Below are 23,068 nucleotides of genomic sequence, written 5' to 3'. Positions count from 1 at the left end.
ACCACCTCCGCTCATCAGTGACGCACGACGATCGGGACGCCGGGGGGCTGGCATGGCACAGCGAGAGGCCGTTCTGCGGCTGGACGAACAGTGGGCGCGGATCCGCTCGGGGGCCGCGCACGCGGATCCCGGGGAGAGCGACCGGCTGCTGGCCGAGCTGATCGGGGCGCTGCGCGAGCCCGCCCGGACCGATGCCGACTGCGCGGCCCGGCTGGGGCTGCGCCTGGGGGACCTGGCGGCCCGCCGGTTCGCGGCCGGGGACCGGGCCGGGGCGCTGGCCGCCATCGAGGAGGGGCTGCGGCACGCGCGGCAGGCCGCCGGGCACGCGCCGGAGTACGCCCGGTGGTACGCCCGGGGTCTGATCAACCAGGGGGTCTGGCTGGCCTGGCCGCTGAGCGACGCGGACCGGCTGCCCCGGCACCCGCTGGGCACGGGCGGCGAGAGCGGCCCGAGCACCATGGAACGGGCGGCCGGGGAGCGGGCCCGCGATCTGACCCGGGCCGCCGTGGAGGTCTGGGCCTCCCTCGACCAGCACGACCCCGTCAACCGGCGGGGGCTCGCACAGGCCAAGGTCTTCCTCGGGGACCGCCTCGCCGAGCTGGGCTTCGCCTCCGACGCGGTCGCCTGGGCGGTGGACGCGGAGGCCGGTTTCCGCCGGATGCTGCTCGCGGCCCCCGCGCCCGAGGAGGCGCAGGAGGCCGAGGAGGCCCTGGACCACATCGGCCGCCAGCTGGAACTACGGCTGCGCTTCCTGACCTTCGAGTCGCTGGCCGGCCTGCGGACCGAGGGGCTGCTGCCGGAACGGCTGCTCCCGCAGGCGGTGGTGGCGGCCCGGATCCAGGGCGTGGCGGAGGCGGAGATCGCCGCCCGGCTGGGGCTGGACGCCGAGCAGGTGGTGACGATGCTGGAGGTCACGCCGTGGCTCGCGGTGTGGCGGATCGAGGTGCGCGGGCCGGACGGGCTGTGGGCCGCGCAGCCCGCGCCGTGGCGCGACGCGGCGGAGGTGCGCAACCGGACGGCGGAGGACGTGGCGGCCGATCTGATACGCGGCTTCATGGACTCGGCGGCCTACCCGGGCGACGGCGCGCTGTGGCGGGTCCGTGTCTGGTGGCACGCGGAGGGCGACCCGGCCGGGGCCAGGTTCCGCCTGGTCATCGGCCCCGACTCACCCGCCGCCACCCCCTCGTGAAAGTTTGCACAAGGCGGCCTTTACGATAGGGGCCGTGTTGAACCCCTTCGCGTACCTCGCCAGCCGCTGGACCCCGTCACCCCGGACCGTCCGGCGCGCCGCGCTCGCCGCGCTCGTCATGAGCGTGCTCATCGTCGTCACCGGTGGCGCCGTGCGGCTGACCGGATCCGGTCTCGGCTGCGACACCTGGCCCAAGTGCACCGACGACAGCCTCGTCGTGACGCAGGCGCAGGGCTTCCACGGGGCCATCGAGTTCGGCAACCGCATGCTGACCTACGTGCTCTGCGCGGCCGTCGGCGGGATCATCCTCGCGGCCCGCTCCGCCCGGCCCTGGCGGCACTCGCTGACGAAGCTCGGCTGGCTCCAGTTCGCGCTCGTGATGGGCAACGCGGTCCTCGGCGGCATCACCGTCCTGACGGGGCTCAACCCCTACAGCGTGGCCGGCCACTTCCTCCTCGCCACCAGCCTGATCACGGTCACCACCGTCACCTGGCAGCGCGCCGGGGAGGGCGACACCGCCCCCCGCCCGCGCGTACCCGGTCCGGTGCGCAAGCTCTCCTGGGCGCTGGTCGCGACCACCCTGGTGCTGATCGCGGCCGGTACGGTCGTCACGGGTTCGGGCCCGCACGCCGGCGACAGCAGCGAGATCAAGCGCATGCCGTTCGACTGGGCCACCACCGCGCACGTGCACGCGATCGCCGCCTGGCTGGTCTGCGCGCTCGCCGTCGCGATGTGGCTGGTGCTGCGGGTCGTGGACGCCCCCGACGACACCCGGGCGCGCGCCCGTGACCTGCTGGTCGTGCTGCTCGCCCAGGGGGCCGTCGGCTACGTCCAGTTCTTCACGGACGTGCCCGAGGTGCTGGTCGCCGTGCACATGCTGGGTTCCTGCCTGGTCTGGATCTCCGTGCTCCGCGTGGTGCTGAGCCTGCGCGAGCGCTCCGCCGACCGGGCGGAGGTCCCGGCGCGGGACGACGCGCAGCTCTCCGCGGTCTGACCCCTCCCGGCCGCCCCGGCCTCCGCGCCGGGGGCGGCCGTCGTCAGCCCCGCTCGTCCAGCCGGTAGACCCGCCGGGCGTTGCCGGCCGCGACCATCGCCGCCACCCGGTCCGCGTCCCGCCAGGACCAGGCCCCGTCGGCGACCCAGCCGCCCAGGACCCGGCCCAGCGCCTCCCGGAACACCAGTGCGCCGACCGCGTGCAGCTCCGGCAGGCGCCGGCCGCCGCTGGAGAACAGCAGCTTCCCGAAGGGCGCGAGTTCCAGCAGCTCGGCCAGGACGGCGGCGGCGCGGGCACCCGTCGCCGCGAGGGCGGGTCCGAGATCGGCGTGGACGTGCGGATGCGCCGCGGCGAGCCCGGCCGTGTGGCGGTGGTACGGGTACCCGCCGAGCAGCACCAGCTGCGTCCCCAGGCCCTCGGTGGCCCGTACGAACCCGGTCAGCGCCCCGGGTTCCCGCGCACCGGTGTGCAGCTGGACCGGCAGCCCGCAGCTCACGGCGCTCCACAGCAGGTGCCGCAGGAGTACGGGGTCCCGCACGGCTCCTCCCCCGGTCCGCCCGGCCAGCCACCGCCCGGCGGCCCCGCGCACCTCGCCGGGGCCCGGCGGGCTCGGGTCGTCCGCGAGCGCGCGGGCGTATCCGGTGGCGGCCCCGCAGCCGAAGGCGACGGCGGAGGCCGCGGCGTGGTGGACGGCGCCGCCCAGGTCGGCCAGGAAGGCCGCGACGGTCCCGGAGGTGTCGGCGGCCCGCTCGGCGAGCGCTTCCAGCCGGACCACCTCGAAGGCCTCCGCCTCCCCGGTGAGTGCCAGCTCCTTGGGTCCGGTGAGGTCCCCGGGCGCCCCCGTGTCGACCAGGTAGGCGCCCACCCCGGAGCCGCGCAGCAGCCGCCGCCCGGTCTCCGCGGGCCCCAGTTCGCGCCGCCGGGCCAGGTAGTGGGCGGGCGGGCAGTGGGGCTCCAGCCCGAGCAGCGGCGGACACCAGCGGCGCACGGCGAAGCCGGCCTGGGTGTCGAAGAAGGTGGTGCCGGCGGCGGGCGGGCCGGGCGCGCCGGTCAGCTGGGCCTCGAACGTGGCGAGTCCCAGCTCCGTGCGGAGCACTCCGTGGCAGTGCTGGTCCACCAGGGGCGGCGTTTCGATCATCCGGACATCCCGTTGCGGACGTGAGGAAGCGGGTTCCACGGTCCTAACGGGTGAGCGGGGCACTTGGTTGTGCTCGCGCTGTTGACCGACCCTTCGGGGCCGCCTCGGGAGCTGCCGGCCGGGGGCGCGGCCGGCAGCTCGCTACGCCGGGTTGGCCGGGCCGCCCACCTGGATGCCCGCCATGCGGGTCCACTCGTACGGGCCGGTCCGGACGCGGGCGGCGAACTCTCCGTCGAACTCGTCGTGGAGGGTCAGCCCGGCCTGCTCGGCGGCCAGCCGGGCCACGGTGTGCGTCCGGGCGACCAGGTCGCCCCAGCCGCCGTCCTTGCCGACGAGCACGATGCGGGTGCCGGCCTGGCCGATGTGGGCGAGGTGGCCCTCGGCGCCGCCGTGCTGCTTGGCGAACGCGCCGATCTCTCGGGCCAGCTTAGCCGCCCTGCGGGCCTGCTTCTTGTCTGCTGCGGTGTCTGCGGTCTCCGCGGTCTCTGCCATGAACGGCATGCTACCGGCGAGTAATCAACGGAGGAAGGGATCCACGGCCACGGCGACGAAGAGGAGCGACACATAGGTGATGGACCAGTGGAACAGCCGCATCTCCTTGAGCTTCGCACCCGTCACCCCGGCCTTGGCGCGGGCGCTCAGCGCGTGCGCCTCCCACAGCCACCAGCCGCCGGCCACCAGGGCGACCGAGGTGTAGAACCAGCCGGTGTACCCCAGCGGGGTCAGCAGCAGCGATACCGCCACCATCACCCAGCTGTAGAGGACGATCTGCTTGGCGACGGCCTTGTTGCCCGCCACGACCGGCAGCATCGGCACGCCGACCCGCGCGTAGTCGTCCTTCACCTTCATCGACAGCGGCCAGTAGTGCGGCGGCGTCCAGAAGAAGATGACGAGGAAGAGGATGACCGCGGCCCAGGAGACCTCGTTCTTGACGGCCGACCAGCCGATCAGGACCGGCAGGCAGCCGGCGATCCCGCCCCAGACGATGTTCTGCGCCGTGCGCCGCTTGAGCAGCATCGTGTAGACCACGACGTAGAAGAGGAGCGCGCCGAGCGAGAGCGCCGCCGACAGCCAGTTGATCAGCAGACCGAAGAACAGGGTGGAGATCACGCCGAGCGAGATGCCGAAGACCAGGCACTCGCGGGGGCTCACCATGCCGGTCACCAGCGGACGCTGCGCCGTACGGTCCATCAGCGCGTCGATGTCGCGGTCGATGTACATGTTCAGCGCGTTGGCACCGCCCGCGGAGAGGTAGCCGCCGAAGCAGGTGGCGAGCACCAGCCACATCGGTGGCACGCCCTGCTCGGCGAGGAACATCACCGGCACTGTGGTGATCAGCAGAAGTTCGATGATCCGCGGCTTGGTCAATGCCACGAAAGCCATGACCCGGGCCCCGAACGGCCGGTGACCGGGGCTCGTCCCGAGCACCCCCGCTGGACGGGATTCGACGGCCGTCACGCACACCCCTGAGAGAGAATCCAGCAAGCTCCGACTCGGACCCTTCAGGACATGAAGGCCCGGTAAAGGCTTGCGCGTACCACGCCACTCTAGACGTTGCACTTGCGTCGCCCCGCGCGGGGGTCGTCTCGTGTTGGGCGGATCGGACCGGACGGACGGTTCACGCGCGCGGACGCCGGATGAACAAGGGGCACCGACCCGGCGACGCACTGCCTGCACTCGAATAGCCGCACCCCCTCGCGGGGGTAGGCTCGGAATCGCGCCGGTGCGTCGTTCGTCACCGGGAATACAACATGTGGAGAGGAGCCCTGACCAACGGTGAGCACCAAGCCGACCACCACAGAGCTCGAATGGACCGAACTGGACCAGCGGGCCGTCGACACCGCCCGCATCCTGGCCGCGGACGCGGTCCAGAAGGTCGGAAACGGCCACCCCGGTACGGCGATGAGCCTGGCCCCCGCCGCGTACACCCTCTTCCAGAAGGTCATGCGGCACGACCCGGCCGACCCCGAGTGGGTCGGCCGTGACCGTTTCGTGCTCTCCGCGGGGCACTCGTCCCTGACCCTCTACACCCAGCTCTACCTGGGTGGCTTCGGCCTGGAGCTGGACGACCTCAAGGCGTTCCGCACCTGGGGCTCCAAGACCCCCGGGCACCCGGAGTACGGCCACACGGCCGCCGTCGAGACCACCACCGGCCCGCTGGGCCAGGGCGTCGCGAACGCGGTGGGCATGGCCATGGCCGCCCGCTACGAGCGCGGCCTGTTCGACCCGGAGGCGGCCACCGGCACCTCCCCGTTCGACCACATGGTCTACGCGATCGCGGGCGACGGCTGCCTCCAGGAGGGCATCTCCCACGAGGCGTCCGCGCTGGCCGGCCACCAGAAGCTCGGCAACCTCGTACTGCTGTGGGACGACAACCACATCTCCATCGAGGGCGACACCGAGACCGCCGTCTCCGAGGACACCCTCAAGCGCTACGAGGCGTACGGCTGGCACGTCCAGCGCGTGGCCCCGCAGGCCAACGGCGACCTCGACCCGAAGGCCCTGTTCGAGGCCTTCCAGGCCGCCAAGGCCGAGACGGGACGTCCGTCCTTCATCGCGGCCCGCTCGATCATCGCCTGGCCGGCCCCGCACGCCCAGGGCACCGAGGCCTCCCACGGCTCGGCCCTCGGCAACGACGAGGTCGCCGCGACCAAGCGCGTGCTCGGCTTCGACCCGGAGCAGACCTTCGCGGTCTCCGACGAGGTCATCGCCCACACCCGCGCCCTCGGGGACCGCGGCCGTGACGCCCGCGCCGCCTGGGAGAAGGAGTTCTCCGCCTGGCGCACCGCCAACCCGGAGCGCGCGGCCTCCTTCGACCGCATCAACGCCAACGAGCTGCCCGCCGGCTGGGAGGACAAGCTCCCCGTCTTCGAGACCGGCAAGGGCGTCGCCACCCGCGCCGCCTCCGGCAAGGTCCTCGAAGCGCTCGGCGCGATCATCCCGGAGCTGTGGGGCGGCTCGGCCGACCTGGCCGGCTCCAACAACACCACCATCGACAAGAACTCCTCGTTCCTGCCGGTGGGCAACCCGCTGCCGGAGGCCGACCCGTACGGCCGCACCGTCCACTTCGGCATCCGCGAGCACTCCATGGCCGCGGCCATGAACGGCATCGCCCTGCACGGCCACACCCGCATCTACGGCGGCACCTTCCTGGTGTTCTCCGACTACATGCGCAACGCCGTCCGGCTGTCCGCGCTGATGCACCTGCCGGTGACGTACGTGTGGACGCACGACTCCATCGGCCTCGGCGAGGACGGCCCGACCCACCAGCCGGTCGAGCACGTCGCCGCGCTGCGCGCCATCCCGGGCCTGAACGTCGTCCGTCCGGCCGACGCGAACGAGACCGCCATCGCCTGGCGCGAGATCCTGCGCCGCCACACCAAGGTGTTCGGCAAGGGCGCCCCGCACGGTCTGGCGCTGACCCGCCAGGGCGTGCCGACCTACGAGCGCAACGAGGACGCCGCCAAGGGCGGGTACGTGCTGTTCGAGGCCGAGGGCGGCCCCGCGCAGGTCGTGCTCATCGGCACCGGCTCCGAGGTCCAGCTCGCCGTCGCCGCCCGCGAGGCGCTGCAGGCCGAGGGCGTTCCGGCGCGCGTGGTCTCGATGCCGTCGGTCGAGTGGTTCGAGGAGCAGGACCAGGAGTACAAGGACAGCGTGCTGCCGCCCTCCGTCCGGGCGCGAGTCGCGGTCGAGGCCGGCATCGGCCTGACCTGGCACCGTTACGTCGGTGACGCGGGCCGGATCGTCTCGCTGGAGCACTTCGGTGCCTCCGCCGACGGCGCCGTCCTGTACCGCGAGTTCGGCCTCACCGCCGAAGCCGTGACCGCAGCCGCCAAGGCCTCCATCACCGCCGCCGCGCGCTGAGTCCGGCACCAGAACCAAGTAGGAGATGCAATTCCCATGACAGACGCACTCAAGCGCCTCTCCGACGAGGGCGTGGCGATCTGGCTGGACGACCTGTCCCGCAAGCGCATCACGTCCGGCAACCTCGCCGAGCTCATCGACCAGAGCCACGTGGTCGGTGTCACCACCAACCCGTCGATCTTCCAGAAGGCGATCAGCAGCGGTGACGGTTACGAGCAGCAGCTCGCCGACCTCGCCGCCCGCAAGGTCACCGTCGACGAGGCGATCCGGATGATCACCACGGCGGACGTCCGCGACGCCGCCGACATCCTGCGCCCGGTCTTCGACGCGACCGAGGGCCAGGACGGCCGCGTGTCGATCGAGGTCGACCCGCGTCTGGCGCACGAGACCACGGCGACCATCGCCGAGGCCAAGCAGCTCGCCTGGCTGGTGGACCGCCCGAACACCCTGATCAAGATCCCGGCGACCGAGGCCGGCCTGCCGGCGATCACCGAGGTCATCGGCCGGGGGATCAGCGTCAACGTCACGCTGATCTTCTCGCTGGAGCGCTACCGCGCGGTCATGGACGCGTACCTGGCGGGCCTGGAGAAGGCGAAGGCCGCCGGCCTGGACCTCTCCGAGATCCACTCGGTCGCCTCCTTCTTCGTGTCCCGCGTGGACAGCGAGATCGACAAGCGCCTCGACGGCATCGGGACCGACGAGGCGAAGGCCCTGAAGGGCAAGGCGGCCCTCGCCAACGCCCGTCTGGCCTACGAGGCCTACGAAGAGGTCTTCTCCTCCGAGCGCTGGGCGGCCCTGGACCGGGCGCACGCCAACAAGCAGCGCCCGCTGTGGGCCTCGACCGGCGTCAAGGACCCGGCGTACAAGGACACCCTGTACGTCGTGGACCTGGTCGCCCCCGGCACCGTCAACACCATGCCCGAGGCCACCCTGGAGGCCACCGCCGACCACGGCGAGGTCTCCGGCGACACCATCCGCGGCACGTACGAGCAGGCTCGCGCCGAGCTCGACGCGGTCGCGAAGCTGGGCATCTCGTACGACGATGTGGTGCAGCTGCTCGAAGACGAAGGCGTCGAGAAGTTCGAGGCGTCGTGGAACGACCTGCTGAAGTCGACCGAGGCGGAGCTCAAGCGCCTCGCCCCCGCGGAGGACTGAGTATTTTGTCAGTGAACGGAGCGAACCCGCTTCGTGACGCACAGGACCGGCGGCTCCCGCGTATCGCGGGGCCGTCCGGCCTGGTCATTTTCGGCGTTACGGGTGACCTGTCGCGCAAGAAGCTGATGCCGGCCGTCTACGACCTGGCGAACCGCGGCCTGCTGCCGCCGGGCTTCTCCCTGATCGGCTTCGCCCGCCGCGAATGGCAGGACGAGGACTTCGCCCAGGAGGTGCACGACGCTGTCAAGCAGCACTCGCGCACCCCCTTCCGCGAAGAGGTCTGGCAGCAGCTGGTGCAGGGCTGCCGGTTCGTCCAGGGCGATTTCGACGACGACGCGGCCTTCGAGACCCTCAAGGCCACCATCGAGGAACTCGACAAGGCACAGGGGACGGGCGGCAACTTCGCCTTCTACCTCTCCGTGCCCCCGAAGTTCTTCCCCAAGGTGGTCCAGCAGCTCAAGGACCACGGTCTGGCGCAGAAGGAAGGCTCCTGGCGGCGCGCCGTCATCGAGAAGCCCTTCGGCCACGACCTCAAGAGCGCGGAAGAGCTCAACAAGGTCGTCCACGAGGTCTTCCCCCGTGACGAGGTCTTCCGGATCGACCACTACCTCGGCAAGGAGACCGTCCAGAACATCCTGGCGCTCCGCTTCGCCAACACCATGTTCGAGCCGATCTGGAACCGGTCGTACGTCGACCACGTGCAGATCACCATGGCGGAGGACATCGGCATCGGCGGCCGGGCCGGTTACTACGACGGCATCGGCGCCGCGCGCGACGTCATCCAGAACCACCTGCTCCAGCTGCTGGCGCTGACCGCGATGGAGGAGCCGGGCTCCTTCCACCCCAAGGCGCTGGTGGCCGAGAAGCTCAAGGTGCTGACCGCCGTGGAGCTGCCCGAGGACCTGGGCAAGCACACCGTGCGCGGCCAGTACTCGGCGGCCTGGCAGGGCGGCGAGAAGGTCGTCGGGTACCTCGAAGAGGACGGCATCGACCCCAAGTCGAAGACCGACACCTACGCGGCCATCCGCCTGGAGATCAACAACCGCCGCTGGGCGGGCGTCCCCTTCTACCTGCGGACGGGCAAGCGCCTGGGCCGCCGGGTGACCGAGATCGCCGTGGTCTTCAAGCGGGCGCCGTACCTGCCGTTCGAGTCGGGCGCGACCGAGGAGCTGGGGCAGAACGCCCTGGTCATCCGGGTCCAGCCGGACGAGGGCGTGACCGTCCGCTTCGGCTCCAAGGTGCCGGGCACCTCCATGGAGGTCCGGGACGTCACGATGGACTTCGCCTACGGCGAGTCCTTCACCGAGTCCAGCCCCGAGGCGTACGAGCGGCTCATCCTCGACGTCCTCCTCGGCGACGCGAACCTCTTCCCGCGTCACCAGGAAGTCGAGCTGTCCTGGAACATCCTCGACCCGATCGAGGAGTACTGGGACAAGCACGGCAAGCCCGCGCAGTACCCGGCGGGCACCTGGGGGCCGGTCGAGGCGGACGAGATGCTCGCACGAGACGGACGGAGCTGGCGCCGGCCATGAAGATCGACCTCACGGAGACCACCTCCAGCAAGATCAACGCCGCGTTGGTGCAGGCGCGCCGGGACATCGGCACGCCGGCCATCGGCATGGTCCTCACGCTGGTGATCGTGACCGACGAGGAGAACGCGTACGACGCGCTCAAGTCGGCGAACGACGCGTCCCACGAACACCCCTCGCGGATCGTCGTCGTGGTCAAGCGGGTCAGCCGTTCCCCGCGCAGCCGCCGTGACGCCCGCCTCGACGCGGAGCTCCGCGTCGGGGCGGACGCGGGCAGCGGGGAGACGGTCGTGCTCCGCCTGCACGGCGAACTGGTCAACCACGCCCAGTCGGTGGTGCTCCCGCTCCTGCTGCCCGACGCCCCCGTGGTCGTCTGGTGGCCGGAGGGTGCTCCCGCGGACCTGGCGGGCGACCCGCTGGGCGCGCTGGGACAGCGCCGGATCACGGACACGTACTCCTCCGAGAAGCCCGTCGCCGCGCTCGGCGAGCGGGCGGCCGCGTACGCCCCGGGCGACACGGACCTGTCCTGGACCCGGATCACCCCGTGGCGTTCGATGCTGGCCGCCGCGCTGGACCAGCAGAACCTGTCGGTCGTCTCGGCGACCGTCGAGGGCGAGGACGAGAACCCGAGCTGCGAGCTGCTGGCCATGTGGCTCGCGGACCGTCTCGGGGTGCCGGTCCACCGCGCCCGCTCCGGCGGGCCGGGGCTGACCGCCGTACGGCTGGAGACCAAGGACGGCTCGATCGTCCTGGACCGGGCGGACGGCTCGCTGGCGACGCTGTGCATGCCGGGACAGCCCGACCGCGCGGTGGCGCTCAAGCGCCGCGACACGGCCGAGCTGCTGGCGGAGGAGCTGCGCCGGCTGGACCCGGACAACACCTACGAGGCCTCGCTGAAGTTCGGCGTGGCCCGCCTGGAGGCGGCCGCCCCGGCCGCCGCCGCGGCTCCGGCCGAGGCGGAGCCCGAGGCTCCGGCCGAGGCCCCGGCCCCGGCCCCGGCCCCGGCCAAGCCCGCCGCCAAGGCGGCGAAGAAGGCCCCGGCCAAGTAGCGGTACCGGTGAAGGGCGGAGCGGCTCCCCGCCCCGCCCTTCATCCGTTCCCCGGCGCTCCGCCACGGACCGGAACCACCGCACGACCCGAACTACCAAGAAGGCGGCAGCACATGGGTATGACGACTCCCCAGGTCGTCGTCCACCGGGACAAGGAGCTGATGGCCCAGGCCACGGCGGCCCGGCTCATCACGAAGATCGTGGACGCGCAGGCCGCCCGTGGCAGCGCCTCCGTGGTCCTGACCGGCGGCCGCAACGGCAACGGCCTGCTCGCGGCCCTCTCCGTCGCCCCCGCCCGGGACGCGGTCGACTGGTCCCGCATCGACCTCTGGTGGGGCGACGAGCGCTACGTCCCCGCCGACGACCCCGAGCGCAACCACGTACAGGCCCGTGAGGCCCTCCTGGACTCCGTCCCGGTGGATCCCGCGCGGGTGCACGTCATGCCCGCCTCCGACGGCCCCTACGGGGCGGACGTGGACGCCGCGGCGGCCGCCTACGCGGCGGAGCTGGAGCGGGCCTCCGGGCCGGAGGACCACGGTCCGGTCCCCACCTTCGACGTGCTGATGCTGGGCGTCGGCCCGGACACGCACGTGGCCTCGCTGTTCCCGGAGCACCCGGCGACCCGGGAGACCGAGCGCACCGTCGTCGGTGTGCACGGCGCCCCGAAGCCCCCGCCCACCCGGGTCTCCCTGACCCTCCCGGCGATCCGCGCGGCCCGCGAGGTGTGGTTGCTGGCGGCCGGCGAGGACAAGGCCTCGGCGGTGGCCGTCGCGCTCGGCGGCGCGGGCGGGGTCCAGGCCCCCGCCGCGGAGGCCTACGGCCGCAGCCGCACGCTGTGGCTGCTGGACCGGGCGGCGGCGGCCAAGCTGCCGACCGGGCTGTACTCCCCGGCGTCCTGAACGGCTGAAGGCGCCCCGCACCGGTCGGTGCGGGGCGCCTTCGCGTTCACGCCGGGAGGGCTCAGCGGCCGCGCAGTTCCCGGTACCTGGCCACGAGCGCCCGCGTCGAGGGGTCGAGGCCCGCCACGTCGGTCCCCTCCACCAGTGCGGGCTCCAGCCGCTTGGCGAGGACCTTGCCGAGCTCGACGCCCCACTGGTCGAAGGAGTCGATGTTCCACACGGCGCCCTGGACGAACACCTTGTGCTCGTAGAGGGCGATGAGCTGCCCCAGTACCGACGGGGTCAGCTCGCGGGCGAGGATCGTCGTCGTCGGGTGGTTGCCCCGGAAGGTCTTGTGCGGGACGAGCTCCTCGGCGACGCCCTCCGCACGCACCTCCTGCGGGGTCTTGCCGAAGGCCAGGGCCTGCGTCTGGGCGAAGAAGTTGGCCATCAGCAGGTCGTGCTGGGCCACCAGGCCGGGGAGCAGGCCCTCCACCGGTCGGGCGAAGCCGATGAAGTCCGCCGGGATCAGCTTCGTGCCCTGGTGGATCAACTGGTAGTACGCGTGCTGCCCGTTGGTACCGGGGGTGCCCCACACGACCGGGCCGGTCTGCCAGTCGACCGGTTCGCCGTCGCGGTCGACCGACTTGCCGTTGGACTCCATGTCGAGCTGCTGGAGGTAGGCCGTGAACCGCGACAGGTAGTGGCTGTACGGCAGGACCGCGTGGGACTGCGCGTCGTGGAAGTTCCCGTACCAGATCCCCAACAGCCCCATCAGCAGCGGCGCGTTCTCCTCCGGCGGCGCCGTGCGGAAGTGCTCGTCCATCAGGTGGAAGCCGTCCAGCAGCTGCCGGAAGTGGTCCGGGCCGATGGCGATCATCAGGGAGAGCCCGATGGCCGAGTCGAAGGAGTAGCGGCCGCCGACCCAGTCCCAGAACCCGAACATGTTGGCCGTGTCGATACCGAACTCGGCGACCTTCTCCTCGTTGGTCGACAGCGCCACGAAGTGCCGGGCGACGGCTTCTTCACCGGCCCGCAGCTCCGTGAGCAGCCAGTTCCGCGCCGAGGTGGCGTTGGTGATGGTCTCGATGGTGGTGAAGGTCTTCGAGGCGATGATGAAGAGCGTCTCGGCCGGGTCCAGGTCGCGCACGGCCTCGTGCAGGTCCGCGCCGTCGACGTTGGAGACGAAACGCACCGTCAGGTCGCGGTCGCTGAAGGCCCGCAGGGCCTCGTACGCCATCGCCGGGCCGAGGTCGGAGCCGCCGATGCCGATGTTGACGACGTTCTTGATGCGCTTGCCGGTGTGGCCCGTCCACTCCCCCGACCGGACCCGGTCGGAGAAGGCCGCCATCTTGCGCAGGACCGCGTGCACCTCCGGGACGACGTCCTCGCCGTCGACCTTCACGACGGCGCTCTCCGGGGCGCGCAGCGCGGTGTGCAGGACCGCCCGGTCCTCGGTGATGTTGATCTTCTCGCCGCGGAACATGGCGTCGCGCAGTGCGGCGACGCCGGTCGCCCCGGCCAGTTCGCGCAGCAGCGCGAGCGTCTCGTCGGTGACGAGGTGCTTCGCGTAGTCGATGTGCAGGTCCCCGGCCGCGAGGGTGTACTTGGTGCCGCGCTCCGGGTCCGCCTCGAACAGCTCCCGCAGATGCGTCTGCCCCAGCTCTTCACGGTGCTTGGCCAGCGCGTCCCACTGCGGCATCCGGTCAAGCCTCGTACGGCTGTCTGCGTTCATCTCGGACATCAACCCACTTCTTCCGTCCTGTTGTGCCCCGCCGCCTCCAAACCTAAGGGATCCGAGGGGGGACAACGGACAAAAAGGGGCCCGGCCCGCGGGATTCGCTCTCCCGCGGACCGGGCCCCGAGTCACTCTCAAGGGTGGTCCGGTTGTCGCCGTTCCTAGATCTCGCCGCGGAGCTTGGCGAGGGCCTCGGCGAGGATGGCCTCGCCGTCGGCGTCGGTGCGGCGTTCCCGTACGTACGCGAGGTGCGTCTTGTACGGCTCGGTGCGCGGCGGCGCGGGCGGGTTGTCCCGGTCCTGGCCGGCCGGGAACCCGCAGCGCGGGCAGTCCCAGGTGTCCGGCACGGTCGCGTCGCTGGCGAAGCTCGGCTGCGTCTCGTGCCCGTTCGAGCACCAGAAGGAGATGCGCAGGCGGGGCGCGGATTCACCGCGCTCGGCCTCGCCCATCGGCCCGGCTCCGACCCGACTTCCACGAATCGCGTTGCCACTTGCCACGGTCGTAACTCCCTGCGTGATGGTGCCGCGGAGCGAGAGGGGATGTCCGCTGCGGGCGCCCCAGTCTACGGAAGGCCCAACGCGCGTCCAGTAACCGGAGTTACTCGCTCCAGCCGTGGGCGCAGGACCTCATGATAGGCGGGGCGGAGCCGACGGGACCGGCACAATGGCCAGAACGGTCAGCTGCCCGACTTCGTGAGCAGGCCGAGCGCCACGATGCAGGCGAACCACAGGAGCCCGATCACGACGGTGATGCGGTCGAGGTTGCGCTCTGCCACGGAGGAGCCGCCGACCGAGGACTGCATGCCGCCGCCGAACATGTCGGACAGACCGCCGCCCTTGCCCTTGTGCATCAGCACGAGCAGCATCAGCAGGGCGCTGAAGACGACCAGGGCGATCGAGAACCCCATAATCACGGCTGATTCCTACTTTCTGGGCTTTCAGGTTTTACCGGGCCTGCGACGCCCGCGGGGGCCAGTGGCTGCCGATCGCAGCCCCCTGGCCCCCGCAAGGGTACGACGGATCCGCCCTACCGCATACTCACCGGTCGCTTCACCGGGTGGTTCACTGGTCGCGGAAGCGGACGATCTTGACGAACTCGTCCACGTCCAGCGCCGCGCCGCCGATCAGGGCGCCGTCGACGTCGGGCTGCGCCATGATCGCGGCGATGTTGCCGGACTTCACGGAGCCGCCGTACTGGATGCGGACCTTGTCGGCCAGCTCCTGGGAGTACATCTCCGCGAGGCGGCCGCGGATCGCACCGCAGACCTCCTGGGCGTCCTCGGGGGTGGCGACCTCGCCGGTCCCGATGGCCCAGACGGGCTCGTACGCGATCACGATGGACTCGGCCTGCTCGGCCGGGACGTCCTTGAGACCGCCGTCGACCTGGGCCAGCGTGTGCGCGACCTGGTTGCCGGCCTTGCGGACGTCCAGGCCCTCGCCGACGCACAGGATCGGGGTGAGCCCGTGCTTGTAGGCGGCCTTGACCTTGGCGTTGCAGACCTCGTCGGTCTCGCCGTGGTACTGGCGGCGCTCGCTGTGGCCGACGGCCACGAAGGTGCAGCCGAGCTTCGAGAGCATCGGGCCGGAGATCTCGCCGGTGTAGGCGCCGGAGTCGTACGCCGAGATGTCCTGGGCGCCGTACTTGATCTTCAGCTTGTCGGCGTCGACCAGCGTCTGGACCGAGCGCAGGTCGACGAAGGGCGGGAGCACCGCCACGTCGACGGCGTCGTAGTCCTTGTCGGCGAGCGAGAAGGCGATCTTCTGGGTGTGGGCGATGGCCTCGAGGTGGTTGAGGTTCATCTTCCAGTTGCCCGCCATCAGCGGGGTGCGGCCGTTGGCAGCAGCAGTCATAGGGGTTCAGCCCTCCAGGGCGGCGAGGCCGGGGAGCGTCTTGCCTTCGAGGTATTCGAGGCTGGCGCCACCACCGGTGGAAATGTGACCGAAGGCGTTCTCGTCGAAGCCCAGGATGCGGACCGCGGCAGCGCTGTCGCCGCCACCGACGACGGTGAAGGCGCTGCTGTCGACGAGGGCCTGCGCGACGGCCTTGGTGCCGTTCGCGTAGTCGGGGTGTTCGAAGACGCCGACCGGGCCGTTCCAGAACACGGTCTCGGCGTCGGCGATCTTCGACGCGTAGAGCTCACGCGTCTTGGGGCCGATGTCGAGGCCCTCCTTGTCGGCGGGGATCTTGTCCGCGTCGACGGTCTCGAAGTCGGCCGGGGCCTTGGTCTTCAGGTCGGGGAAGTCCGCGGAGACGAGGACGTCGACCGGCAGGACCAGCTCGACGCCGTTCTTCTCGGCGCGCTCCATGTACTCCGTGACCTTGCCCAGCTGGTCTTCCTGGAGCAGGGAGATGCCGACCTCGTGGCCCTTGGCCTTGAGGAAGGTGTACGCCATGCCGCCGCCGATCAGGAGGCGGTCGGCCTTGCCGAGGAGCTCGTCGATGACGGCGAGCTTGTCGGAGACCTTGGCGCCGCCCAGGACGACCACGTACGGGCGCTTGACCTCGGCGGTGAGCTTCTTCAGGACGCCGACCTCGGTGGCGATCAGGTAACCGGCGGCGTGCGGGAGGCGCGCGGGCAGGTCGAAGACCGAGGCGTGCTTGCGGTGGACGGCGCCGAAGCCGTCGCCGACGTAGACGTCGGCCAGCTCGGCGAGCTCGTCCGCGAAGGCGCCGCGCTCGGCGTCGTCCTTCGCGGTCTCACCGGCGTTGAAGCGCAGGTTCTCGATGACCGCGACCTTGCCGTCGGCGAGGGCGGCGACGGTCTCCTTGGCGGAGGCGCCGACCGTGTCGGTGGCGAACGCGACGTCCGCGCCGAGCAGTTCACCGAGCCGCTTGGCGGCCGGGGCCAGCGAGAACGCCGGGTCCGGGGCACCCTTGGGGCGGCCCAGGTGCGAGGCCACGATCACGCGGGCGCCGGCCTCGGCGAGCTTCTCGATCGTCGGCTGGACGGCCCGGATGCGGCCGTCGTCGGTGATCTCACCGTTCGCGAGCGGCACGTTGAGGTCGGCGCGGACGAAGACCCGCTTGCCGGTGACGCCCTCGGCGAGCAGTTCGTCGATCGTCTTCATGTGTTTCCTACTCCTTAGGAGACCTTCACCCGGAGGGCGAGGACGGGAGGGCCAGGCAAACCACAGGGCCCGAACGGCGCTTCATCGCGCCGAGCGGACCCTGTGCTCACATGGTGGTGCCTTGCCCTACGTTTTAGAGCTGACCGCCGACGAAGACGGTGAGGTCGACGAGGCGGTTGGAGTAGCCCCACTCGTTGTCGTACCAGCCGATGACCTTGACGCTCTTGCCCTGGACCATGGTCAGGGAGGAGTCGAAGGTGCAGGAGGCCGGCCAGTTCACGATGTCGGAGGAGACGATCGCGTCCTCGGTGTAGTCGAGGATGCCCTTCAGCTGGCCCTCGGCGGCCTTCTGGAAGGCGGTGTTGACCTCGTCCTTGGTCACCTCGCGCTCCAGCTCGATGACCAGGTCGGTCACGGAACCGGTGGGGACCGGGACGCGCATCGCGATGCCGTCGAGCTTGCCCGCGAGCTCCGGGATCACCAGGGCGGTGGCCTTGGCGGCACCGGTGGTGGTCGGGATGATGTTCTCGGCGGCGGCACGGGCACGGCGCAGGTCCGAGTGCGGGAAGTCCAGGATGCGCTGGTCGTTCGTGTAGGCGTGGACCGTGGTCATCATGCCCTTGACGATGCCGAAGTTCTCCAGGAGGACCTTGGCCATCGGCGCCACGCAGTTGGTGGTGCAGGAGGCGTTGGAGATGACGTGGTGGTTGGCCGCGTCGTACTTGTCCTGGTTGACACCCATCACGATCGTGATGTCCTCGTCCTTGGCCGGAGCCGAGATGAGGACCTTCTTCGCGCCGGCGGCAAGGTGCTTGGAGGCGTCGGCCTTCTTGGTGAAGATGCCGGTCGACTCGATGACGATGTCGGCACCCAGCTCGCCCCAGGGCAGGTTCGCGGGGTCGCGCTCGGCGAAGGTCTTGAAGGTGTTGCCGCCCACGGTGATGGTGTCGGCGGTGTGGGAGACCTCGGCCTTGAGGCGGCCCAGGATGGTGTCGTACTTGAGCAGGTGCACCAGGGTGGCGTTGTCAGTCAGGTCGTTGACACCGACGATCTCGATGTCCGCTCCCTGCTCCAGGAGCGCCCGGAAGTAGTTGCGGCCAATGCGGCCAAAACCATTGATGCCTACGCGGATCGTCACGAACCGATCTCCTCGTTGGTACGCCGGCCTGTCCGCCGGCGAGCTGTATGGGATGTCCCCGACCGCTTACGACCCTACCTCTCCGTGAGCTTGGGAGTGACATCGACGGGAGCCGGACACGCCCCGAGGCCCTGTACCAGACGCCCTGGCACGGGACCCCGGGGACCTTCGGCCCTGTCACGCAGTGTGATCGGGGGTGGGGTCGCAGGTCAGTGGTTCAGCGAGCGAAGTGCCTTGCCCAGGATTACGGCACGGTCCGCCGCGGCCGGCACGTGCTCCAGGCCGAAGCCGAAGAGCACGGTGTCACGCGTAGTGACCGCGGCGTAGGACTTGAACAGTTCGCCCGACCTGGACCAATCGCCCGGAACATCGGGACTTCCGGCAGGTGCGCCCTGGGCCGTCCACGCTCCGAGCGAGCTCTCGAAGCCCTCGACGGCCTGGTCGGTCCCGCCCACGGAGACCCGGGCCTCGTCCGCGAAGACGCCGCGGCCTCCCGAACCCGGGTCGGTGACGTAGGAGAGCGAGACCTCGACGGTCTTGCCCGCGTAGGCGCTCAGGTCGAAGGAGACCTGCTTCCAGCCGCCCGAGGATCCGGTGAAGCTGTTCCACGCCCCGCTGGTGCCGCTCGGTGAGCAACCGCCGCCGTCCAGGGTGAGGTAGTGGCGCAGGAAGGGGTGGTCGTTGACGAAGAATCCGGCCTCGCACTCCGCCGGGACTGTGGTGGAGCTCAGCCCGCCCGAGTCCGGGAGTGTGGTCCAGTCCTCGCCCCCGGCGGTACGGGCCTCCAGGACGGCGTGGTCGTAGCCCTCCTCCGTGTTCCAGTTGAGGGCCATCTTCAGCTGCGGCCGCTCCGCGGCGGTGACCTTGGTGAGGTCGACGGTCCGCGTGAGGCGCTTCCAGTCGTCGTCCTCGTGGGTGGCCGCGGCCATCCCGGTGCCCGCGTACGGGGCGTACGGGTTCACGACCCCGGCGTACTGGCCCGCCTGCGCGCTCTTGAACTGCGGGAACTGCGCCGCCGGCAGGCTGTCGGAGGTGACGGTGTAGGCGCCGGGGGCGTCGAGCGGGTTGCCCGCCGCGCCTGCCAGACCGCCCTTGACGCCGGCGAGGGAGCCCGCGCCGGCGAAGCCGGTGGGACCGGAGACGCCCGCCCGCCCGTAGGCGCCGAGGTAGTACTGACTGAAGTCGTCCGTCAGGGCGCGGCCGACCTGGGCCCGGCCGCCCGCCAGTTCACCGGCCTCGACCAGCTTGCCGCCCTCGTTGAGGAAGTCGCGCACGGCCAGCTGCGTCCCGCCGCCGGGCGCCTTGGCCCCGGTGTAGTGGACGGCGGTGGAGAAGTGCGAGAGCACCCCGAGGTGGTGGGGGGCCCCCTGGGTGGCCACGTCCCAGACGGCGGCCGACTTCCCGTTGGCGCGCAGCGCGTCCACGTAGGTCTGGGCCTGCGTGGCCTTGGCGCCCTCCTCCGCGATCACCAGGACGTCCGCGCGGGGGCGCTCGGCCACGGTGTACGTGAAGTGCTCGCTGGAGACCTGCTTGTCGGAGCGGTCGCGGCCGGTGAACCACACCTCGACCTTGTCGCCGGGCTTGGCACCGTCCACCTTGGCCCGGTACTCGTCGAACCAGTTGTTGTCCTCGCCGCCGTAGACGTCACCGCCCTTCCAGGCCTTGAGTCCGTCGTCGTGCGTGCGGCCGCCGTTGATGCGGAACTTGAGCTGCTTGTCCTTCAGGGCCTTGCGGGCGGTGACCGCGACCGTCTGGTCCTCGCCGCGCTCCACGTAGGAGGTGGTGAAGGGGTCGACGGTGAAGTCGGCGGCGCTCAGGCCCACCGAGGAGGAGGGCTGGTCCGGGTGCGCGGCGCTCTCGCCGACGGACAGCGCGAAGGGGACGTTCTTGGCGAACTCCTGCTGGATCAGCTTCTCGTCGTCCGGGAAGTTGAAGCCGGAGGCGCAGTCCTCGGGCTTCCACCGGTCGTTCGGGTCGATCGCCGAGGCCGTCTGGCAGGTGGTCATCTCCGGCGTGAACATCATGACGCCGTTGGCGTTGGCCGCGTGGCCGTCCGCCTCGCCGTTGGTCGTGTACAGCTCGGAGGAGAGCTGCGGGTAGTAGCCGGGGACGGCGGGCTTCTCGGGGGTGCCGGCGAGCGCCTTGTAGGCGACGTCGTCGGGGGTCGGGGTGGCGACCTGCCAGCCCACTCCGTAGAGCAGCAGCTCGGAAGCCGAGTGGTAGTTGATCGCGTACCGGAAGCCGATGCGCTTCTCGAAGGCGTCCAGGGCCCTGGTCTCGGGCTCGGAGGAGGCGCTCGGGCCGCGGTAGGTCTCACTGGAGGGGCTCGGGGAGGAACCCTCGTTGTCGTAGCCCCACTTGTAGGCGAAGTTCCGGTTGAGGTCGACGCCGTCCACGGCGGTGATCTTGCCGTCGCCGTTGTTGTCGTGGAGGTTCTTGCGCCACAGCCGGGCACTGTCGGCGGTGAAGGTGTAGTCGTAGCCGTCGGGGTTGGCGGAGAGCAGGAACCACAGCTCGGTGGAGTCCACGAGCTTGGTGATCCGCGGGTCCTTGCCGTAGTTGTCCAGGGTGTGGTGCATCAGCCGCCGGGTCATCTCGGGGGTGATCCACTCACGGGCGTGCTGGTTGGACATGTAGAGCACGGACGGCTTGTCCCCGTCCTTGCCCTTCTTCGCGTCCTTGCTGACCTTGAGGGCGAGGATGTCCTTGCCCTGGACGGTCTTGCCGATGGAGACGACCTTGGTGAGCCCGGGGTTCTGCTGAGCGGTCCGCAGGATCTCCTCCTGGAGGCCGCCCTTGCCGCTGTACGGGCGGAAGACCCCGTCCCCGGCCGCCTTGGTGCGGGCGAGCCCCTGGGCGGTGACCTTGCGCTCGGCGAGCTTGACGCCCTGGGCGGCGAGTCCCTTGGCCTGGTCCCCGGTGAGGAAGAGCTCGACCTTGGCGGTCCCGGTCTGCGGGGCGCGTTCGGCGAGCTCGTGGGCGTCCTGGCCCGCGGCCAGGACGAGCGGGACCTGTTCCTTGGTGATGTCGGCGTCGTAGACCCGCACCTCGTCGGCGCCGGATGCGGCGGCGGACGCGGGCTGGGCGTGGGCCGCCACGGGTAGCGCGGCGAGTGTGGTTCCGAAGACGAGTGCGCTAGCGGCGAGGATCGTTCTCGCGCGTTGCCTCATGTGCCCCCCTGGGCGTCGTCTGCCACGAAAGCGTGCGGACGCCAGGCTCACGACCGGCCCGTGCTCATGTCAATGGGGCGTACCGAGAAGGGGCCCGCACGGGTGAGCGTGCGGGCCCCTACCGGACCACGTGCGGGCGTACGGGCGTACGGGTCAGCCGGCCATGTTGTCGGCCAGCTCCTCGCTGAGGTCCAGGTTGGACTCGGTGCCCGGGATGCCCAGGTCCTGCGCCCGCTTGTCGGCCATGGCGAGCAGGCGGCGGATCCGGCCGGCGACGGCGTCCTTGGTCAGCGGCGGGTCGGCGAGCGCGCCCAGCTCCTCCAGGGAGGCCTGCTTGTGCTCCATGCGCAGCCGTCCGGCGGCGGCGAGGTGTTCGGGAACCTCCTCGCCGAGGATCTCCAGCGCGCGCTGCACCCGGGCTCCGGCGGCCACCGCGGCCCGCGCCGAGCGGCGCAGGTTGGCGTCGTCGAAGTTGGCGAGGCGGTTGGCGGTGGCGCGCACCTCGCGCCGCATCCGCCGCTCCTCCCAGGCGAGCACCGACTCGTGGGCGCCGAGCCGGGTCAGCAGGGCGCCGATCGCGTCGCCGTCCCGGACGACGACCCGGTCCACCCCGCGCACCTCGCGCGCCTTGGCGGCGATGGAGAGCCGACGGGCGGCGCCCACCAGGGCCAGGGCGGCCTCGGGGCCGGGGCAGGTGACCTCCAGGGAGGAGGACCGGCCCGGCTCGGTGAGGGAGCCGTGGGCCAGGAAGGCACCGCGCCAGGCCGCCTCCGCGTCACAGGTGGCCCCGGAGACCACCTGCGGGGGAAGGCCCCGGATCGGGCGCCCGCGGCCGTCCACGAGGCCCGTCTGGCGTGCCAGCTGGTCCCCGCCCGCGACGACCCGGACGACGAAGCGGCTGCCCCGGCGCAGTCCGCCCGGGGCCATCACCACCAGGTCGGAGGAGTGGCCGAAGATCTCCAGGATGTCCTTGCGGAGCCGGCGGGCGGCGATGCCCGTGTCCAGTTCGGCCTCGATGACGATGCGGCCGCTCACCAGGTGCAGCCCGCCCGCGAACCGAAGGATCGCCGAGACCTCCGCCTTCCTGCAGCAGGTCCGGGTGACGGGGAGGCGGGAGATCTCATCCTTCACCGCGGGCGTCATCGCCATGGGCCGATCCTTCCATGCATCCGAAAAATACGGTCGTACGCGGCGGCCAGCAGCTCCGGATCGTGCTTCGGAGAGCCGTCCTGCCTGGCCACGGGGGCCAGCTCGACCGCGGCACCGAACCGTTTCGCGGCATCGGCGAGGGACTCGCGGTCGGGCACGGCGGCCTCGTCGGCCAGCACCACGTCCAGGGCGAGTTTAGGGGCGTGTCGGGCCAAAACCTCCAAATGACGCTGCGGAGAGAAGCCCTCTGTTTCGCCGGGCTGCGGCGCGAGGTTCAGCGAGAGGACCCGCCGGGCCTTCGTCACCATCAGCGCGTCGAGCAGTTCCGGCACCAGCAGGTGCGGGATGACCGAGGAGAACCAGGACCCCGGGCCGAGCACCACCCAGTCCGCGTCCAGCACGGCGGCGACCGCTTCCGGCACGGCCGGCGGTCCGGCGGGGACGACCTGGACGGAGAGCACCTCGCCGGGGGTCAGGGCCACCGTGGCCTGCCCCCGTACGGTGTCCACGTCCTCCGGGCGCGCCGGATCGTGGCCCTTGACCATTGCCTGGAGTTCCAGCGGCACCGCCGACATCGGCAGCACCCGGCCCTGCGCGCCCAGCAGCCTCCCGACCAGGTCGAGGGCCTGGACGGGGTCGCCGAGCTGCTCCCACAGGGCGACGATCAGCAGGTTGCCGACGGCGTGCTCGTGGAGATCGCCGGCCGACTGGAACCGGTGCTGGATCACGCGCGCCCAGGTCTGGCCCCAGTCGTCGTCCCCGCACAGCGCGGCCAGCGCCTTGCGCAGGTCGCCGGGGGGCAGCACGCCCAGCTCCTCCCGGAGCCGGCCGCTGGAGCCGCCGTCGTCGGCGACGGTGACCACGGCGGTGAGCTCGCCGTCACCGGTGATCCGGCGCAGGGCCGCGAGGGAGGCCGACAGGCCCATGCCGCCGCCGAGGGCGACGACCTTGGGCGCGGCGACCTTGGCCGCGGCCGCGCCGCGGCGGCCGGGACGCGCCGCCGCGCCGT

General features: G+C 71.4%; 19 protein-coding genes. 7 read left to right on the top strand and 12 right to left on the bottom strand.

Annotated features, from left to right (window positions below; translation table 11 throughout):
* Positions 1-52 precede the first annotated feature (52 nt).
* A complete protein-coding gene (locus ABZW32_RS10630; protein WP_356213978.1) occupies positions 53-1,189 on the top strand; it encodes a hypothetical protein in 1,137 nt (378 codons plus the stop codon).
* 25 nt (positions 1,190-1,214) lie between these two features.
* The gene (locus tag ABZW32_RS10625; RefSeq protein ID WP_356214152.1) at positions 1,215-2,183 is read left to right on the top strand and encodes a COX15/CtaA family protein; all 969 of its coding nucleotides are present in this window, start codon (positions 1,215-1,217) and stop codon (positions 2,181-2,183) included.
* A gap of 43 nt (positions 2,184-2,226) precedes the next feature.
* Here ABZW32_RS10625 and ABZW32_RS10620 read toward each other — a convergent pair whose 3' ends face one another.
* The 3 genes from ABZW32_RS10620 to ABZW32_RS10610 form a co-directional block, all read right to left on the bottom strand.
* Positions 2,227-3,321: an amidohydrolase family protein gene (locus tag ABZW32_RS10620; protein ID WP_356213976.1), complete on the bottom strand. Its 1,095-nt coding sequence runs from the start codon at positions 3,319-3,321 to the stop codon at positions 2,227-2,229.
* A 141-nt stretch (positions 3,322-3,462) separates the two neighbouring features.
* A complete protein-coding gene (locus ABZW32_RS10615) occupies positions 3,463-3,822 on the bottom strand; it encodes a hypothetical protein (RefSeq protein ID WP_356213974.1) in 360 nt (119 codons plus the stop codon).
* A gap of 15 nt (positions 3,823-3,837) precedes the next feature.
* On the bottom strand, positions 3,838-4,785 hold the full coding sequence (locus tag ABZW32_RS10610; RefSeq protein ID WP_280914813.1) for a heme o synthase: 948 nt from the start codon (positions 4,783-4,785) through the stop codon (positions 3,838-3,840).
* A 312-nt stretch (positions 4,786-5,097) separates the two neighbouring features.
* Between ABZW32_RS10610 and tkt the strand changes: the two genes are divergently transcribed.
* The 5 genes from tkt to pgl all read left to right on the top strand — a co-directional run bounded on the left by tkt (position 5,098) and on the right by pgl (position 11,817).
* Complete coding sequence (tkt, locus tag ABZW32_RS10605) at positions 5,098-7,185, top strand: transketolase (protein WP_356213972.1); 2,088 nt, start codon at positions 5,098-5,100, stop codon at positions 7,183-7,185.
* Between the two features lie 36 nt (positions 7,186-7,221).
* Entirely contained in the window at positions 7,222-8,340 is a 1,119-nt protein-coding gene (gene tal / locus ABZW32_RS10600) for a transaldolase (protein ID WP_356213970.1), read from the top strand.
* A 2-nt stretch (positions 8,341-8,342) separates the two neighbouring features.
* On the top strand, positions 8,343-9,872 hold the full coding sequence (gene zwf, locus ABZW32_RS10595) for a glucose-6-phosphate dehydrogenase (RefSeq protein WP_280914814.1): 1,530 nt from the start codon (positions 8,343-8,345) through the stop codon (positions 9,870-9,872).
* The gene (gene opcA / locus ABZW32_RS10590) at positions 9,869-10,918 is read left to right on the top strand and encodes a glucose-6-phosphate dehydrogenase assembly protein OpcA (protein WP_356213968.1); all 1,050 of its coding nucleotides are present in this window, start codon (positions 9,869-9,871) and stop codon (positions 10,916-10,918) included. Before zwf ends, opcA begins: the two co-directional genes overlap by 4 nt.
* Positions 10,919-11,037: 119 nt before the next feature.
* The gene (gene pgl / locus ABZW32_RS10585) at positions 11,038-11,817 is read left to right on the top strand and encodes a 6-phosphogluconolactonase (RefSeq protein ID WP_356213966.1); all 780 of its coding nucleotides are present in this window, start codon (positions 11,038-11,040) and stop codon (positions 11,815-11,817) included.
* Positions 11,818-11,878: 61 nt separating this feature from the next.
* On the opposite strand, the gene pgi is transcribed toward pgl, so the two are convergent.
* The 9 genes from pgi to yvcK all read right to left on the bottom strand — a co-directional run.
* On the bottom strand, positions 11,879-13,531 hold the full coding sequence (gene pgi, locus ABZW32_RS10580; protein ID WP_356214150.1) for a glucose-6-phosphate isomerase: 1,653 nt from the start codon (positions 13,529-13,531) through the stop codon (positions 11,879-11,881).
* Between the two features lie 164 nt (positions 13,532-13,695).
* Positions 13,696-14,031, bottom strand: coding sequence for an RNA polymerase-binding protein RbpA (locus ABZW32_RS10575; RefSeq protein ID WP_078950560.1), 336 nt, complete (start codon positions 14,029-14,031; stop codon positions 13,696-13,698).
* Positions 14,032-14,210: 179 nt separating this feature from the next.
* Positions 14,211-14,441: a preprotein translocase subunit SecG gene (gene secG, locus ABZW32_RS10570; protein WP_356214149.1), complete on the bottom strand. Its 231-nt coding sequence runs from the start codon at positions 14,439-14,441 to the stop codon at positions 14,211-14,213.
* Between the two features lie 154 nt (positions 14,442-14,595).
* On the bottom strand, positions 14,596-15,384 hold the full coding sequence (tpiA, locus tag ABZW32_RS10565; RefSeq protein WP_356213964.1) for a triose-phosphate isomerase: 789 nt from the start codon (positions 15,382-15,384) through the stop codon (positions 14,596-14,598).
* 6 nt (positions 15,385-15,390) lie between these two features.
* Positions 15,391-16,602: a phosphoglycerate kinase gene (locus tag ABZW32_RS10560; protein ID WP_356213962.1), complete on the bottom strand. Its 1,212-nt coding sequence runs from the start codon at positions 16,600-16,602 to the stop codon at positions 15,391-15,393.
* A gap of 133 nt (positions 16,603-16,735) precedes the next feature.
* A complete protein-coding gene (gene gap, locus ABZW32_RS10555; RefSeq protein ID WP_030237192.1) occupies positions 16,736-17,740 on the bottom strand; it encodes a type I glyceraldehyde-3-phosphate dehydrogenase in 1,005 nt (334 codons plus the stop codon).
* Positions 17,741-17,949: 209 nt separating this feature from the next.
* Positions 17,950-20,910, bottom strand: a complete 2,961-nt coding sequence (locus tag ABZW32_RS10550; protein ID WP_356213959.1) for a M14 family zinc carboxypeptidase — start codon at positions 20,908-20,910, stop codon at positions 17,950-17,952.
* 153 nt (positions 20,911-21,063) lie between these two features.
* Positions 21,064-22,059, bottom strand: a complete 996-nt coding sequence (gene whiA, locus ABZW32_RS10545; protein WP_030237199.1) for a DNA-binding protein WhiA — start codon at positions 22,057-22,059, stop codon at positions 21,064-21,066.
* Positions 22,050-23,068 (bottom strand): uridine diphosphate-N-acetylglucosamine-binding protein YvcK (yvcK, locus tag ABZW32_RS10540; RefSeq protein ID WP_356213957.1); only part of this gene is annotated, 1,019 nt, incomplete at its 5' end. The genes yvcK and whiA, both read right to left, overlap by 10 nt.

Source organism: Streptomyces sp. NPDC004667, assembly GCF_040609475.1.
Lineage (GTDB): Bacteria > Actinomycetota > Actinomycetes > Streptomycetales > Streptomycetaceae > Streptomyces.
The sequence above is the reverse complement of the archived record's forward strand: the minus strand, read 5'-3'. Positions and strand labels throughout refer to the sequence as shown.

Excerpts from the sequence above, each read along its gene's own strand:
- pgi (WP_356214150.1), bottom strand. The coding sequence starts at position 13,531 with ATGAACGCAGACAGCCGTACGAGGCTTGACCGGATGCCGCAGTGGGAC.
- ABZW32_RS10550 (WP_356213959.1), bottom strand. The coding sequence starts at position 20,910 with ATGAGGCAACGCGCGAGAACGATCCTCGCCGCTAGCGCACTCGTCTTC.
- tal (WP_356213970.1), top strand. The coding sequence starts at position 7,222 with ATGACAGACGCACTCAAGCGCCTCTCCGACGAGGGCGTGGCGATCTGG.
- ABZW32_RS10560 (WP_356213962.1), bottom strand. The coding sequence starts at position 16,602 with ATGAAGACGATCGACGAACTGCTCGCCGAGGGCGTCACCGGCAAGCGG.
- whiA (WP_030237199.1), bottom strand. The coding sequence starts at position 22,059 with ATGGCGATGACGCCCGCGGTGAAGGATGAGATCTCCCGCCTCCCCGTC.
- secG (WP_356214149.1), bottom strand. The coding sequence starts at position 14,441 with ATGGGGTTCTCGATCGCCCTGGTCGTCTTCAGCGCCCTGCTGATGCTG.
- pgl (WP_356213966.1), top strand. The coding sequence starts at position 11,038 with ATGACGACTCCCCAGGTCGTCGTCCACCGGGACAAGGAGCTGATGGCC.
- opcA (WP_356213968.1), top strand. The coding sequence starts at position 9,869 with ATGAAGATCGACCTCACGGAGACCACCTCCAGCAAGATCAACGCCGCG.
- ABZW32_RS10620 (WP_356213976.1), bottom strand. The coding sequence starts at position 3,321 with ATGATCGAAACGCCGCCCCTGGTGGACCAGCACTGCCACGGAGTGCTC.
- ABZW32_RS10630 (WP_356213978.1), top strand. The coding sequence starts at position 53 with ATGGCACAGCGAGAGGCCGTTCTGCGGCTGGACGAACAGTGGGCGCGG.
- tpiA (WP_356213964.1), bottom strand. The coding sequence starts at position 15,384 with ATGACTGCTGCTGCCAACGGCCGCACCCCGCTGATGGCGGGCAACTGG.
- ABZW32_RS10615 (WP_356213974.1), bottom strand. The coding sequence starts at position 3,822 with ATGCCGTTCATGGCAGAGACCGCGGAGACCGCAGACACCGCAGCAGAC.